Source organism: Streptomyces sp. NPDC001100, assembly GCF_053598575.1.
In genome coordinates, this window is record NZ_JBSFKO010000034.1 from 86009 (window position 1) to 101212 (window position 15204).

General features: G+C 68.1%; 15 protein-coding genes. 7 read left to right on the plus strand and 8 right to left on the minus strand.

Going from position 1 to position 15204, the window contains the following annotated elements:
* The first annotated feature begins 156 nt into the window (after positions 1-156).
* The 6 genes from ACWDEW_RS36815 to pknB all read left to right on the plus strand — a co-directional run bounded on the left by ACWDEW_RS36815 (position 157) and on the right by pknB (position 8281).
* Positions 157-1002, plus strand: coding sequence for an FhaA domain-containing protein (locus ACWDEW_RS36815; RefSeq protein ID WP_450518860.1), 846 nt, complete (start codon positions 157-159; stop codon positions 1000-1002).
* A 10-nt stretch (positions 1003-1012) separates the two neighbouring features.
* Positions 1013-1534, plus strand: a complete 522-nt coding sequence (locus tag ACWDEW_RS36820) for an FHA domain-containing protein FhaB/FipA (RefSeq protein WP_019055182.1) — start codon at positions 1013-1015, stop codon at positions 1532-1534.
* A gap of 98 nt (positions 1535-1632) precedes the next feature.
* Positions 1633-3162 (plus strand): Stp1/IreP family PP2C-type Ser/Thr phosphatase, encoded by a 1530-nt coding sequence (locus tag ACWDEW_RS36825; RefSeq protein WP_450518900.1) that lies wholly within the window; start codon positions 1633-1635, stop codon positions 3160-3162.
* A gap of 27 nt (positions 3163-3189) precedes the next feature.
* Positions 3190-4632: an FtsW/RodA/SpoVE family cell cycle protein gene (locus ACWDEW_RS36830; RefSeq protein WP_450518862.1), complete on the plus strand. Its 1443-nt coding sequence runs from the start codon at positions 3190-3192 to the stop codon at positions 4630-4632.
* Positions 4629-6116: a peptidoglycan D,D-transpeptidase FtsI family protein gene (locus tag ACWDEW_RS36835; protein ID WP_450518864.1), complete on the plus strand. Its 1488-nt coding sequence runs from the start codon at positions 4629-4631 to the stop codon at positions 6114-6116. The genes ACWDEW_RS36830 and ACWDEW_RS36835 overlap by 4 nt, the downstream gene beginning before the upstream one ends.
* A 170-nt stretch (positions 6117-6286) precedes the next feature.
* On the plus strand, positions 6287-8281 hold the full coding sequence (gene pknB, locus ACWDEW_RS36840; protein ID WP_450518866.1) for a Stk1 family PASTA domain-containing Ser/Thr kinase: 1995 nt from the start codon (positions 6287-6289) through the stop codon (positions 8279-8281).
* Positions 8282-8357: 76 nt separating this feature from the next.
* On the opposite strand, the gene ACWDEW_RS36845 is transcribed toward pknB, so the two are convergent.
* The 6 genes from ACWDEW_RS36845 to ACWDEW_RS36870 are packed head-to-tail and all read right to left on the minus strand — an operon-like array spanning position 8358 to position 12544.
* Entirely contained in the window at positions 8358-9113 is a 756-nt protein-coding gene (locus ACWDEW_RS36845) for a class E sortase (RefSeq protein ID WP_450518868.1), read from the minus strand.
* Between the two features lie 6 nt (positions 9114-9119).
* Positions 9120-10214, minus strand: coding sequence for a class E sortase (locus tag ACWDEW_RS36850; protein WP_450518870.1), 1095 nt, complete (start codon positions 10212-10214; stop codon positions 9120-9122).
* Complete coding sequence (locus tag ACWDEW_RS36855; protein WP_019073550.1) at positions 10211-10849, minus strand: aminodeoxychorismate/anthranilate synthase component II; 639 nt, start codon at positions 10847-10849, stop codon at positions 10211-10213. The genes ACWDEW_RS36850 and ACWDEW_RS36855 overlap by 4 nt, the downstream gene beginning before the upstream one ends.
* The gene (locus ACWDEW_RS36860) at positions 10846-11043 is read right to left on the minus strand and encodes a hypothetical protein (RefSeq protein ID WP_174479444.1); all 198 of its coding nucleotides are present in this window, start codon (positions 11041-11043) and stop codon (positions 10846-10848) included. The genes ACWDEW_RS36855 and ACWDEW_RS36860 overlap by 4 nt, the downstream gene beginning before the upstream one ends.
* Before the next feature lie 16 nt (positions 11044-11059).
* On the minus strand, positions 11060-11743 hold the full coding sequence (locus ACWDEW_RS36865; protein WP_450518872.1) for a class E sortase: 684 nt from the start codon (positions 11741-11743) through the stop codon (positions 11060-11062).
* Between the two features lie 21 nt (positions 11744-11764).
* Positions 11765-12544 carry a DUF881 domain-containing protein gene (locus ACWDEW_RS36870; protein ID WP_450518874.1) on the minus strand — a complete coding sequence of 260 codons (780 nt, stop codon included), beginning with the start codon at positions 12542-12544 and terminating at the stop codon, positions 11765-11767.
* Between the two features lie 142 nt (positions 12545-12686).
* On the opposite strand from ACWDEW_RS36870, the gene crgA reads away from it, so the two are divergent.
* Positions 12687-12941: a cell division protein CrgA gene (gene crgA, locus ACWDEW_RS36875; RefSeq protein WP_019073554.1), complete on the plus strand. Its 255-nt coding sequence runs from the start codon at positions 12687-12689 to the stop codon at positions 12939-12941.
* 282 nt (positions 12942-13223) lie between these two features.
* Here the strand turns inward: crgA and ACWDEW_RS36880 are convergent, their stop codons facing one another.
* Together ACWDEW_RS36880 and ACWDEW_RS36885 are read right to left on the minus strand one after the other, a co-directional pair.
* A complete protein-coding gene (locus ACWDEW_RS36880) occupies positions 13224-14135 on the minus strand; it encodes a rhomboid family intramembrane serine protease (protein ID WP_450518876.1) in 912 nt (303 codons plus the stop codon).
* A 368-nt stretch (positions 14136-14503) separates the two neighbouring features.
* On the minus strand, positions 14504-15031 hold the full coding sequence (locus ACWDEW_RS36885) for a peptidylprolyl isomerase (protein WP_450518878.1): 528 nt from the start codon (positions 15029-15031) through the stop codon (positions 14504-14506).
* Positions 15032-15204 lie beyond the last annotated feature (173 nt).

Consider the following 15204-nt stretch of genomic DNA (forward strand, 5'->3'; position numbering starts at 1 on the left):
ATCCTGGGCAGGAGTAGTGCAGAAGGAGTTCGACGGGCCGACAAGGGGGAACCAGCCGATTTACCGGCGCGTGGATACGATCAGTAAGCAGTACCAAGGCAGCCGGCACGGCAGTCGGTACGACAACCGGTGCGGCAACGACGGAGGAGGTGCCCCATGGGAGTCCTGAAGAAGTTCGAGCAACGCCTCGAAGGTCTGGTCAACGGCACCTTCGCCAAGGTGTTCAAGTCCGAGGTCCAGCCCGTCGAGATCGCCGGCGCGCTCCAGCGCGAGTGCGACAACAACGCGACGATCTGGAACCGCGACCGGACCGTCGTACCCAATGACTTCATCGTGGAGCTGAGCACGCCGGACTTCGAGCGGCTCAGCCCCTACTCCGGCCAGCTCGGCGACGAGCTCGCCGGCATGGTCCGCGACTACGCCAAGCAGCAGCGCTACACCTTCATGGGACCCATCAAGGTCCACCTGGAGAAGGCCGAGGACCTCGACACCGGTCTGTACCGGGTGCGCAGTCGTACGCTCGCCTCCTCCACCAACCAGCAGGCACCCGGCACCCCCGCTCCGGCGGCACCGCCGGCCGCGGGACGGCCCGGCGGCTACGGCTATCCGCCCGCCGCCCCCGCGAGCGCCCCGCCGCCCATGCCGGCCGCACCGCCGCCCGGTGGCCGCGGCTCGGCGCCGTACCTCCAGTCCGCGCCCGCCGCCCCGGCGCCCGGCGTGCGGATGCGGTACTGGGTGGAGATCAACGGCGCCCGCCATCAGATCTCCCGCGCGACGTTGGTGATGGGCCGCAGCACCGAAGCCGACGTGCGGATCGACGACCCCGGCGTATCCCGCCGGCACTGTGAGATCCGGACCGGAACGCCCTCGACGATCCAGGATCTCGGGTCCACCAACGGCATCGTGGTGGACGGGCAGCACACCACCCGCGCTACGCTCCGCGACGGCTCGCGGATCGTCGTGGGCAGCACCACCATCATTTACCGGCAAGCCGAAGGGTGAAGCGGGGGCAATGTCAGAGCTGACCCTCACGGTCATGCGGCTGGGTTTCCTGGCCGTACTGTGGCTGTTCGTGATCGTGGCCGTGCAGGTCATCCGCAGCGACCTGTTCGGAACGCGTGTCACACAGCGCGGCTCGCGACGGGAAGCCGGACGACCGCAGCAACAGGCCGCCCGGCAGGCGGCGCCTCCGCAGCAGCGCCAGCAACAGCCGAGCGGGGGCGGCCGGCGGGGCCGTAACGCCCCCACCAAACTGGTCGTCAGCGAGGGAATCCTCACCGGCACCACCGTCGCCCTCCAGGGCCAGACCATCACCCTGGGCCGGGCGCACGATTCGACGATCGTGCTGGACGACGACTACGCCTCCAGCCGGCATGCCAGGATCTACCCGGACCGCGACGGCCAGTGGATCGTCGAGGACCTCGGATCCACCAACGGCACGTACCTGGACCGGTCCCGGCTGACGACCCCCACACCGATTCCGCTGGGCGCGCCGATCCGCATCGGCAAGACCGTCATCGAGCTGCGGAAGTAGTGCCACGTCATGAATGAGCGCGAGCGGAGCGAGCACGCACCGGCGGACCGCCTGGCGGACCCCGGCGCGCTCCCGACCGGAGGGTGGGCACCGTGCGGATGTACCCGGAGCCGACGGGCGAGGTGCGCATGAGTCTGTCACTGCGCTTCGCCGCCGGATCGCACAAAGGCATGATCCGCGAGGGCAACGAGGACTCGGGCTACGCCGGTCCACGCCTCCTCGCGATCGCCGACGGCATGGGCGGCCAGGCCGCCGGTGAGGTCGCCTCCTCCGAGGTGATCTCCACCATCGTCTCGCTCGACGACGACGTGCCCGGCTCCGACATCCTCACCTCGCTCGGCACCGCCGTGCAGCGGGCCAACGACCAACTGCGGATGATGGTCGAGGAGGACCCCCAGCTGGAGGGCATGGGCACCACGCTCACCGCCCTGCTGTGGACCGGGCAGCGGCTCGGCCTCGTCCATGTCGGCGACTCCCGCGCCTACCTGCTGCGCGACGGCGTGCTGACCCAGATCACGCAGGACCACACCTGGGTGCAGCGCCTCGTCGACGAGGGCCGGATCACCGAGGAAGAGGCCACCACCCACCCGCAGCGCGCCCTCCTGATGCGCGCGCTCGGCAGCGGCGACCACGTCGAGCCGGACCTGTCGATCCGTGAAGTCCGCGCCGGCGACCGGTACTTGATCTGCTCGGACGGGCTGTCCGGAGTCGTCTCCCACCAGACGATGGAGGACACTCTCGCCAGCTACCAGGGCCCCCAGGAGACCGTGCAGGAGCTGATCCAGCTCGCGCTGCGCGGCGGCGGCCCCGACAACATCACGGTGATCATCGCCGACGTCCTGGACCTCGACACCGGCGACACCCTCGCCGCGCAGCTGTCGGACACCCCGGTCATCGTCGGCGCGGTCGCCGAGAACCAGCACCACCTCCACGACAACGGCATCATGCAGACCCCGGCCGGCCGCGCCTCCGGCCTCGGCCGCCAGGTGCCCGGACAGGGCGGCGGGGGCGGCGAGTTCGGCCCGCCCGGCTCCGGCGACACGACGGGTTACGTCCCCGCGGGCAGCTTCGGGGACTACACCGACGACGACTTCGTGAAGCCCGCCAAGGGCCGCAGGTGGCTGAAGAGATCCTTCTACACCGTGCTGACGCTGGCCGTCATCGGCGGCGGTCTCTACGGCGGCTGGCGCTGGACGCAGACGCAGTACTTCGTCGGCGCCAACGGCGAACACGTCGCGCTGTACCGGGGCATCAGCCAGGACCTCGCCTGGGTCTCGCTGTCGAAGGTGGAGAAGGACCACCCCGACATCGAACTCAAGTACCTGCCGCCCTACCAGCAGAAGCAGGTCAAGGCGACGATCGCCGAGGGTGGTCTCCGGGACGCCCAGAAGAAGATCGACGACCTGGCGGTGCAGGCCTCCGCGTGCAAGAAGCAGTCCGAGCGCGAGGCCGCCGCCGGCAAGCCCACCGGCACCACGGGAACCACCAGCACCTCCCTCACGTCCAAGGCCACGCCGTCACCTTCGGCCAAGACGTCCCCGTCCCCGACCCAGTCTGCAACTCCCAGCCCCGGTCCCAGTCTTTCGGAGGAAGAGCAGCAGGTCGTCTCGCAGTGCAGCAAGCAATAGGCAAGCCGTGAGAGGCCCCGTCACACGATGAGCAGTTCAACCAATTCGCCGACGCACCACACGTCCACGATCGGCGCCATCGGCGCACCGAGCAGACGCAACACCGAGTTGGCGCTGCTGCTGTTCGCGGTCGTCATCCCGGTCTTCGCGTACGCCAACGTGGGCCTGGCCATCGACGGCAAGGTGCCGACCGGGCTGCTGAGTTACGGCCTGGGCCTGGGCCTGCTGGCCGGCGTCGCGCACCTGGGCGTCCGCAAGTTCGCGCCGTACGCGGACCCGCTGCTGCTGCCGCTGGCCACCCTGCTCAACGGCCTCGGGCTCGTCGTCATCTGGCGGCTCGACCAGTCGAAGCTGCTCCAGTCCATCGGCCAGGCGGGCAGCGCCGCGCCCCGGCAGCTGCTGTACACCGCGCTGGGCATCGCGTTCTTCGTCGTCGTGCTGATCTTCCTCAAGGACCACCGCGTCCTTCAGCGCTACACCTACATCTCGATGTTCGCCGCCCTGGTGCTGCTCCTGCTCCCTCTGGTGCCCGGCCTCGGCGCCAACATCTACGGCGCCAAGATCTGGATCAAGATCCCCGGCCTCGGCTCCCTCCAGCCGGGCGAGTTCGCGAAGATCGTCCTCGCGATCTTCTTCGCCGGCTACCTGATGGTGAAGCGCGACGCGCTCGCGCTGGCCAGCCGCCGCTTCATGGGCCTGTACCTGCCGCGCGGCCGCGACCTCGGCCCGATCCTGGTCGTCTGGTTCATCTCGATCCTGATCCTGGTCTTCGAGACGGACCTCGGCACCTCGCTGCTGTTCTTCGGAATGTTCATCATCATGCTGTACGTCGCCACCGAGCGGACCAGCTGGATCGTCTTCGGTCTGCTGATGTCCGCGGCCGGCGCGGTCGGTGTGGCCAGCTTCGAATCGCACGTCCAGCAGCGTGTGCAGGCCTGGCTCGACCCGATGAAGGAGTACACGCTCAGCCAGCAGGGCGTGGGCGGCCACTCCGAACAGTCGATGCAGGCCCTGTGGGCCTTCGGCTCCGGCGGCACGCTCGGCACCGGTCTCGGCCAGGGCCACTCCGACCTCATCCGGTTCGCCGCCAACTCGGACTTCATCCTCGCCACCTTCGGCGAGGAACTGGGCCTGGCCGGCATCATGGCGATCCTGCTGATCTACGGCCTGATCGTGGAACGCGGTGTGCGCACCGCGCTCGCCGCCCGGGACCCGTTCGGCAAGCTGCTCGCCGTCGGCCTGTCCGGCGCCTTCGCCCTCCAGGTCTTCGTGGTGGCCGGCGGTGTCATGGGCCTCATCCCGCTGACCGGTATGACCATGCCCTTCATGGCCTACGGCGGTTCCTCCGTGCTGGCCAACTGGGCCCTGATCGGCATCCTGATCCGCATCAGCGACACCGCCCGCCGGCCGGCCCCCGCGCCCGCCCCCAGTCCCGACGCCGAGATGACCCAGGTGGTCCGCCCGTCATGAACAAGCCCCTGCGCCGGATCGCGCTCTTCTGCGGTCTGCTGGTCCTCACCCTGCTGCTGCGCGACAACTGGCTCCAGTACGTCAAGGCCGACGGTCTCAAGGACGACCCGAAGAACCGCCGGGTCACCATCGCCCGCTACTCCACCCCGCGCGGCGACATCATCGTGGACGGCAACCCGATCACCGGTTCCACCGAGACCAGCACCTCCGGGCTGAACGACCTCAAGTACAAACGCACCTACAAGAACGGCGCGATGTGGGCGCCGGTCACGGGATACGCCTCGCAGGCCTTCGGCGCCAACCAGCTGGAGTCCATCGAGGACGGCATCCTCTCCGGCACCGACGACCGGCTCTTCTTCCGCAACACCCTCGACATGATCACGGGCAAGGACAAGTCCGGCGGTGATGTCGTCACCACCCTGAACGAGGCCGCGCAGAAGGCCGCCTGGAGCGGTCTGACGAAGCAGGGCGGCAAGGGCGCGGTCGTCGCCCTCGACCCGTCCACCGGCAAGATCCTGGCGCTGGCGTCCTACCCGTCGTACGACCCTTCGACGTTCGCCGGGAACTCCACGACCACGGACGCCAAGGCCTGGCAGAAGCTGCAGAAGAAGTACGACCCGAACGACCCGATGCTCAACCGGGCGCTGCGCGAGACCTACCCGCCGGGCTCCACCTTCAAGGTGGTCACCGCGGCCGCCGCCCTGGAGAACAACCTGTACTCGTCGGCCGACACGGCGACCGACTCGCCGCTGCCCTACATCATGAAGGGCACCACGACCGAGCTGAAGAACGAGGGCAACATCCCCTGCAAGAACGCGACCCTGCGGGAGGCGCTGCGGGTCTCCTGCAACAGCGTGTTCGGCAAGATCGGCGCCGACCTCGGCAACGCCAAGATGCTGGCCGAGGCGAAGAAGTTCGGCTTCGACGCCGAGCAGTTCACGCCGGTCCGTTCCAGCGCCTCGGTCTTCTCCGACAACATGAACTCCTCGCAGACCGCGCTGTCCTCGATCGGCCAGTTCAACACCGCCGCCACCCCGCTGCAGATGGCCATGGTCGCCTCCGCGGTCGCCAACGACGGCAAGCTGATGAAGCCGTACATGGTCGACAAGCTCCAGTCGTCGAACGTCGACACCATCGCGCAGACCGAGCCGCAGGAGCTGAGCCAGCCGCTGTCGTCGAAGAACGCGCAGATCCTGCAGTCGATGATGGAGACGGTCGTCAAGGACGGCACGGGCCAGAAGGCCCAGATCGCCGGCGTCACGGTCGGTGGCAAGACCGGTACCGCCCAGCACGGCGTCGCCAACAGCGAGAACCCGTACGCCTGGTTCCTGTCCTACGCCAAGCTCCCCGACGGCAGTTCTCCGGTCGCCGTGGCCGTGGTCATCGAGGACTCCAGCGCCAACCGTGACGACATCTCCGGCGGTGGTCTCGCGGCCCCCATCGCGAAGAGCGTGATGGAGGCGGTCATCAACAGCAAGAAGTGACCCCGCTCACGTCCCCTTCACATCGGTGCACGTTGCGATACCGGTCCTGTATCGGGTGACGGGCTTGGCCAGGTCACACAGAGCCAGCCGGGTACGGTAGGCCCGGACGGCTAGCCTCCGACCGCACACCCGTGCGGGTCGGGACCGACGGAGAGGGCTGGTAGGGAACTATGGAAGAGCCGCGTCGCCTCGGCGGCCGGTACGAGCTGGGCCAGGTGCTCGGCCGTGGTGGCATGGCGGAGGTCTACCTCGCCCATGACACACGCCTCGGCCGCACGGTGGCGGTGAAGACGCTGCGCGTCGACCTTGCGCGCGACCCTTCCTTCCAGGCCCGGTTCCGCCGGGAGGCCCAGTCGGCCGCCTCGCTCAACCATCCCGCGATCGTCGCGGTCTACGACACGGGCGAGGACTACGTCGACGGGGTCTCGATCCCGTACATCGTCATGGAGTACGTCGACGGTTCCACCCTCCGGGAGCTCCTCCACAGCGGCCGCAAGCTGCTGCCGGAGCGCTCCATGGAGATGACCATCGGCATCCTCCAGGCCCTGGAGTACTCGCACCGCAACGGCATCGTGCACCGCGACATCAAGCCGGCCAACGTCATGCTGACGCGCACCGGCCAGGTCAAGGTGATGGACTTCGGCATCGCCCGCGCGATGGGCGACTCCGGCATGACGATGACGCAGACCTCCGCGGTCATCGGCACCGCCCAGTACCTCTCCCCGGAGCAGGCCAAGGGCGAGCAGGTCGACGCCCGCTCGGACCTCTACTCGACGGGCTGTCTCCTCTACGAACTGCTGACCGTACGGCCGCCGTTCGTGGGCGACTCCCCGGTCGCGGTCGCGTACCAGCACGTGCGCGAGGAGCCGCAGCCGCCGTCGGTCTTCGACCCCGAGATCACGCCCGAGATGGACGCGATCGTGCTGCGGGCCCTGGTCAAGGACCCCAACTACCGTTACCAGTCGGCCGACGAGATGCGCATGGACATCGAGGCCTGCCTCGACGGCCAGCCGGTCGCGGCGACGGCGGCGATGGGTTCGGTCGGCTACGGCGGTTACGGCGACGACCAGGCCACCACGGCGCTGCGCGCCGACGCCGGCGCCACCACGATGCTGCCCCCGATGAACCCGGACGACGGCGGCTTCGGCTACGACGACCGCCCCGACCGGCGCCGCCAGCAGAAGAAGAAGACGAACACCTCGACGATCCTGCTGGTCGTGGCGGCCGTCCTGGTGCTGGTGGGCGCGATCCTGATCGGGAAGTGGGCGTTCAGCGGCAAGGGCGGCGCGGACAAGCCGTTCGCGGCCCCGAACTTCGTCGGCCAGACCTACGACACCGCGAAGACCATGGCCGTCAACTCCGGCCTGAAACTGGCCGAGCCCACCCGCAAGGCCTGCGAGAACGCGCCGAAGGGCAGCGTCTGCAAGCAGGACCCTGAGGCGGGTGTCGACGTCAACAAGGGCGACACCATCAACCTGGTCGTCTCGACCGGAGCCCCGAAGGTGGTCGTACCGAGCGTCCTCGGCCAGAACATCGACGACGCCACCGCGACCCTTGAGGGCGACAAGTACCAGTTCAAGGTGGAGACGCAGCAGAAGGTGTCCGCCGAGGACCCGGGCACCGTCCTGGAGCAGAACCCGAAGCTCGGCGCGGAGGTGGAGAAGGGCACCACCATCACCCTTACCGTCGCCAAGGCCCAGGCGAAGTCCACGGTCCCGGACGTCAGCGGCAAGAGTTGTGACGACGCCAAGGCGCAGATGACGCAGAACAACCTCGTCGGCAACTGCACCGAGGTCGACACCAACGACCCGAACCTGGTCGGCAAGGTCGTCTCGACCGATCCCGCGATCGGCACCCAGGTCGACAAGAACTCCACGGTCAACATCCAGATCGGCAAGTCGTCGCAGGTCCAGGTCCCGAACGTCGTCACCCAGACGGTGAAGAACGCCAAGCAGATCCTGCAGCAGAACGGCTTCAACAACATCCAGTTCGCCGACGGCAGCGATCAGGGCGACAACGCGATCGTGACCGGGATCGACCCGGGCGCCGGCAACACGGTCGACCCGAGCAACACGACGATCACCCTCACCACCGTGGGCACCGGTAACAACGGCGGCAACAACGGAGGGAACAACGGGGGCTTCTTCGGCGGCTCGAACGGCTAGCCGGGCACCCGGAGTACGGACACGAGAGAGCCCCGGCACCCTGAGGTGGGTGCCGGGGCTCTCTCGTGCCGAAGTCCTAGCGCAGTTCCTTCGGCGGCGTCCGCGCACTGTCCACCTTGTCCACCCGCACCAACTCCCCCCACACCACGTACCGGTACCGGGACGTGTACACCGGCGTGCAGGTCGTCAGCGTGATGTAGTGGCCGGCCTTCTTCTTGCCGGACTCCACGGGGATCTGGGCGAGGGTCTTCACGTTGTACTTCGAGGTCTCGGGAAGGATGTCGTAGACCTTGTAGACGTACCACTTGTCCTTCGTCTCGAAGACGATCGGGTCGCCCTTCTTGAGCTTGTCGATGTTGTGGAACTTGGCGCCGTGGCCGTCGCGGTGGGCGGCGAGGGTGAAGTTGCCGGTCTTGCCGGTGGTGGGGAGGGCGGCCTTGACGGGGTCGGTGTAGTAGCCGGCGACGCCGTCGTTGAGGACGTCCGTCCCGGTGCCCTTCTCGACCAGGACCTCGCCGTTCTTCATGGCGGGCACGTGCAGGAAGCCGATCCCGTCCTTGGTGTCGAGCGCGCCGGGGCCGGTGTCCTTGTCCTTGGACCAGTTGTTACGGACCTTGTCGGCCTGCTTGTCGGCCGTGCGGTCGGCGACGACGTTCGTCCACCACAGGGAGTAGACGACGAACAGGCCGAGGATCAGGCCCGCCGTGATGAGAAGTTCGCCGAAGAGGCTGACCGCGGTCGCGATCGGGCCGGTGCCGCGGGGGCGGTCCGGCGGCGACGCGGGCGTGTCGGTCTGCTCTTCGGTGTCGTCGGTGGTCGCTGCCACGTTCATCTGCCCCTACTCGATGAGCGCATCCGGCTTGCCCTTGCTGCGCGGCCGTTCCTCGACCATCTTGCCCCAGACGATCAGCCGGTACTTGCTGGTGAACTCCGGAGTACAGGTCGTCAGCGTGATGTACCGGCCGGGTTGGGTGAAACCCGAGCCCTTCGGGATGGGGTCGATGACGCTGGTGTTGCTCGGCGACGTCACGGGCAGCGTCTTCGTCATCTTGTAGACGTAGTACGTGGTCTGGGTCTCGACGACGACCTCGTCGCCGGGCTTGAGCTGGTTGATGTACCGGAACGGTTCGCCATGGGTGTTGCGGTGCGCGGCGAGCGCGAAGTTGCCGGTCTTGGCGTCCGGCATCGCGGTCTTGAGGGCGCCCTCGCTGTAGTGCCCGACCATGCCCTTGTCGAGCACCTTCTTGTTGCTGACGCCCTGGGCGATCGGCGCGACCACGTCCAGCTTGGGGATGTGCAGGATGGCGAAGCCCTGCCCCGGTTCGAACTCCCCGGGCGCGCGCTTGCCGCTCGCCCAGTCGTTCTGGAGCTGGCTCGCCTCGCTGCCGGCCTGTGCGTGCGCCCGTACGTTCGTCCACCACAGCTGGTAGGTGACGAAGAGCAGCATCAGGACGCCGGTGGTGATGAACACCTCGCCGATCGCGCGGCTCGCGACGACCGCCGGGCCCGGCTTGTTCGCCCGCTGCCGCCGCCGCGCCTCGACCCGCGAGACGGGCGCGCCGGAACCGCCGGACGCGCCGACGGCACCGGATTCGAGCCCCTCGGCGGTCTCTTCGGCCGACCCGGCGGCCCCGTGGCGCCCGTGACGGCCCTTGGCGGCCTTTCTGCGGGCCGCGCGGCCGCCCGTGGGGGTTCCTGTGGCGGAGGAGGCGGATGAGGCGTCAGAGGCCGGTATGGACCGGCCGTGCCCACGCCGTACCGGCGGCGGGTCCGGTATCCGCAGCGCCATGGTCTCTTCGTCGATCGGACCGTACGGCACCCCGGACACGCCCTGGGCGGACGCGTCGTACCACTCCTCGAACCCGCCCGGCTCCCCGTACGGCTGCTCCCCGTACGAGGCCTCGGACTCGCGCTCGGGGCGCAGGGCGGTCACGCCGTAGCCCTACCCACCACCGGGGCGAGCCCCGCCGACCTCGCCACGGCACCCTGGTCGCCGCACTCCACCAGCCAGTTGGCCAGCATCCGGTGGCCGTGCTCGGTGAGTACCGACTCCGGGTGGAACTGGACGCCCTCGACGGGGAGTTCGCGGTGGCGCAGGCCCATGATGATGCCGTCGTGCGTCCGGGCGGTGACTTCCAGCTCGGCCGGGACCGTGCCCGGCTCTGCCGCCAGGGAGTGGTAGCGGGTCGCGGTGAAGGGCGAGGGCAGCCCGGCGAAGACGCCCCGGCCCTCGTGCTCGACGAGCGAGGTCTTGCCGTGCAGCAGTTCGGGGGCGCGGTCCACGACGCCGCCGTAGGCCACCTGCATCGACTGCATGCCGAGGCAGACGCCGAAGACGGGCACCCCGGTCGAGGCGCAGTGCCGCACCATCTCGATGCAGACGCCGGCCTCTTCGGGGGTACCGGGGCCCGGCGAGAGCAGGACGCCGTCGAAGCCGTCCTGGGCGTGCGCCGTCGACACCTCGTCGTTGCGCAGCACCTCGCACTCGGCGCCCAGCTGGTACAGGTACTGGACCAGGTTGAAGACGAAGCTGTCGTAGTTGTCGACGACGAGAATCCGTGCACTCACTGGTTGTCCACCGTCACATCGTTGAAGGGCAGCAGCGGTTCGGCCCACGGGAAGACGTACTGGAAGAGGATGTAGACCACGGCCAGGGCAAGGACGAGCGAAATGAGCGCCTTGACCCATGCGTTGCCCGGCAGATGCCGCCAGATCCAGCCGTACATGCCGTCCCTTCCGTCGCACCACGGCACCAGACTCACGCCGTACGCCACCAGACTAACGGCGCAGCGCGGCTGGTTTCCCGGCCTCCGCAGGCTGTGTGGAGTCCAGGTGTGCCCAGACGATCAGCCGATGGCTGTGCCCCCACTCCGGATCGCACGTGGTCAGCGTGAGATAGCGGCCCGAGGCCGTGTACCCGGACTTACGTGGCACAGGATCGATCACCTCAATGTCGGTGGGCACTGTTTTGTAGGGCCCTTTGTCGATCCGATACGTGAACCAGGTCGTCCCGTCGGTCAGCACCACCGCGTCACCCACGCGCAGCTTGGGGAAGTCCACGAAGGGGTTGCCGTAGGTCCGCCGGTGCCCGGCCACCGCGAAGTTCCCGACCTGCCCGAGTTGTGCGGTGCCGGTGTAGTGCCCCAGCCCCTTCTTGAGGGTGTCCACGGACGTGTCCTCAAGAACCGGCTTGTTCCACGTGAAACCAAGCCGCGGGATGTACATGATCGCGAAGGGCCTGCCGTCCTTGTAGGCGGCCGGTTTCGCCGGGGCGGTGGGCGTGGGGGCCGCCTTCGGGCGGGCGGTCTGCCGCGACCACTGGTTCTGCAGCTGGTGGATCTGGTCGCTCATCGTGTGGTCGGCCTTCACGCCGGTCCAGAAGAGCACGTAGACCACGAAGAGGACGATCAGGGTGCCCACGGTGATGCAGAGTTCGCTGACGCTCCTGACGATCACGCGCACCGGCAGCTCCCGTACGGACGCCTACTCCACTGGCTTCGCGTAGTGCAGATCCACTGTGCCCGAGTACCCGGGAAGAGTCACCGTCCCGTCGTCGGTCACTTTCCAGCCGAGCCCGTAGACGTTGACGTACACCATGTAGTTCTGGATCGCCTTGGACGCCGCCAGCGACTGCTGCAGCTTCTCCGGGTCCCCCACGGCCGTGATCTTGTACGGCGGTGAGTAGACCCGGCCCTGGAGGATCAGGGTGTTGCCCACACAGCGCACGGCGCTGGTCGCGATCAGCCGCTGGTCCATGACCTTGATGCCCTTGGCGCCGCCCTGCCACAGGGCGTTCACCACGGCCTGGAGGTCCTGCTGGTGGATGACCAGGTAGTCGGGCTGCGGCTCGGGGTAGCCGGGGAGCTTGGCGGTGGCGTTGGGCGGAGCGTCGTTGAGGGTGACGGTGACGGCCTTGCCCTTGAGTTTCTGCGCGCCCGCGCTCTGCTCCAGCTTCGTCAGCTTCTCGTTGTCTGCGCCCGTGCCGGTGTCGTCCTCCTTGCGGAGCGCGTCGACCTCGTCGCGCAGGACGCCGTTGGCGTCGTTGAGCCGGCCGTTCTTCTCACTGCGGTTCTGGATGAGGTCGGACAGCTTCAGCAGGGAGGCGTCCGTGCGGATGTTGGTGCCCTTGGCGGTGTTGAAACTGGTGAAGAAGATGAGCCCCGCGAGGGCGAAGACGGCCACCGTGAGAATCCGCACGGGACGGAAACGGCGGATACCGGCAGGACTGGTACCCGTCCCGGGGGAGTCGGCAGAATTGCTCAACGTACCCTTATCTCCTTCGGCGCCGCGGAAGCACTACGCTAACGGACGCCCGGGGGAGCACTCAGTGTCCCCTTGTACGCTGCCCCGGAGCCCGCCCCAGTTCCCTGCGCGGCCACGCAGCGCATCGACAGGAGAGACCCTCGTGCCGAAGTCACGTATCCGCAAGAAGGCCGACTACACGCCGCCGCCGGCGAAGACGGCGACCGCCATCAAGTTGAACAGCCGTGCCTGGGTCGCTCCGGTCATGCTGGCCATGTTCGTCATCGGACTGGCCTGGATCGTCGTCTTCTACGTCACCGACGGCTCCATGCCCATCGACAGCCTGGACAACTGGAACATCGTGGTGGGCTTCGGCTTCATCGCCGCCGGGTTCGGTGTCTCGACCCAGTGGAAGTAGCGGCGGAAGCTGCGGCTCCCACCCGGTGAACGCAGCTCTGCCCACGGCTTTCCACTGAGTTATCCACAGGCCAGAGAAGTATCCACAGCAGGCCTGGGGAAAAAGAACGACGATCTGTGGATAACCCACTGGGTGTTGACGCTGGTGTGACTGACACACCGGCAACCGCAAACCTGTTCGCCCCCTGCCTGACCTGCACAAACACGGGTCGGTGACAGGGGGCACAGCTGTTCTCCACGGTATGCACAAGATCCGCCACGCACTGTGGACAACGGTTTGATATCAGCTGAGCTGAGCCGTCCTGATCAGCGTCAACACCACGACGATCACGAGGACGACGGCACAGGTGCCGTACTGGATCAGGGCCCGCCGCTCACGCGGGGCGTGGACCATCGCGTAGCCGGTGATGACTCCGGCGACGAGGCCGCCGATGTGGGCCTGCCAGGCGATGTTGGCCCAGCCGAAGGTGAAGATGAGGTTGATCACCAGCAGGGCGATCACCGGCCGCATGTCGTACCGGAGCCGGCGCATCAGCACCGCGGTCGCGCCGAAGAGGCCGAAGATGGCGCCGGAGGCACCGAGCGAGGGCTGGTTCGGAGCGGCGATCAGGTAGGTGAGCGCGCTGCCCGCGAGACCCGAGACGAAGTAGAGCGCGAGATAGCGGGCGCGGCCGAGGGCCGCCTCCAGGGGGCCGCCGATCCACCACAGGCTCATCATGTTGAAGAGGATGTGGATCACGCTGGCGTGCAGGAACATCGCGGTCAGCAGCCGGTACGGCTGGCCCTCGGCGATGCCCTCGACAGAGCCGAACTGCGGGACGTACGCCTGGCCGAGGAGTTCGAGGCGCTCGGTGAAGCTGTCGCCCACCACGCGCTGAACCAGGTAGAAGGCGACGCAGAGACCGATCAGGATCTTGGTGACGAGCCGCGGGTCCGCCGCCACCGCGCCGCCGGCGATCGTGCGGGGCTGGGCGGCCGTCGGGGCGTGCCCCGTGCCGGAGCCGTCGCGCACGCACTCCGGGCACTGGAAGCCGACCGAGGCGCTGACCATGCACTCGGGGCAGATCGGGCGTTCGCAGCGGGTACAGCGAATGCCGGTCTCGCGGTCCGGGTGGCGATAGCAGCCCGGCAGGCTCTGGGCGCCCGGGGGCCGCTGTTCCTCCGGGCCCTGCGGGCTGCCTGGCGCCTGGTCCATGGGGTCCCCTCAATCCTTCGTACGCAATGCACCGCCCCGCCCATCCTTACGGATGAACGGGGCGTTTGGTTCCCGGCGGTAAGTACTGGTGTCCGCCCTGTGATCCAGGGCTAGGGCAGGGCTAGGGCCTGTCCGGCGGATCAGGTCGCAGGAAAGTGACGGCGCCTGATCAGCACCGGTGAGCGGGGTCTGGTGCGTCCAACTGCAAGGCGGAGGAGGGAGGCGACGCGGTGGGGGCACCTCCCGGCCGAAGGCTGGGGGACGTCGGCGACCGACGACAACGCCGCTGGGGGTCCCCCCACGCCTTAAAGGCAGTGGGAGAGGGCGTGCCAGACCCCGCGTCTGCGGCATGATCCGCCGGACAGGCCCTAGCGGGTCTCGACGACGACCGACTCGATGACGACGTCCTCAAGCGGGCGGTCGGTGCGCGGGTTGGTCTGCGTGGCCGCGATGGTGTCGACGACCTTCTGGCTCGCCGCGTCGGTGACCTCACCGAAGATGGTGTGCTTGCGGGTCAGCCAGGCCGTCGGGGAGACGGTGACGAAGAACTGCGAGCCGTTGGTGCCCGGACCGGCGTTGGCCATGGCGAGCAGATAGGGCTTGTCGAAGCGGAGGTCCGGGTGGAACTCGTCCTCGAACTGGTAGCCCGGGCCGCCGGTGCCGTTCCCCAGCGGGTCCCCGCCCTGGATCATGAAGCCGCTGATCACCCGGTGGAAGACCGTGCCGTCGTAGAGCTTGTCCTTGGACTTCTCGCCCGTCTCGGGGTTGGTCCACTCACGCTCACCCGTGGCGAGCTCGACGAAGTTCCGGACCGTCTTGGGCGCGTGGTTCGGCAGCAGCCGGATTTCGATGTCGCCAAGGTTGGTCTTCAGGGTGGCGTAAAGCTGCTCGGCCACGATCTGCCTTCCGTTGTCTTTCTGTGACCCCCAGATCCTCGCACGCCGACCGGGCCGAGTCGCCCGCTGGCCGCGCGCGGGGGCCTTTCCCCCCGATCCGCTTGCAGAAAACCGGCCGAGTGCCTCCGGGACAGGGGCACGCGGCGGGGATCCGTGGCATTGTCGACGACAAG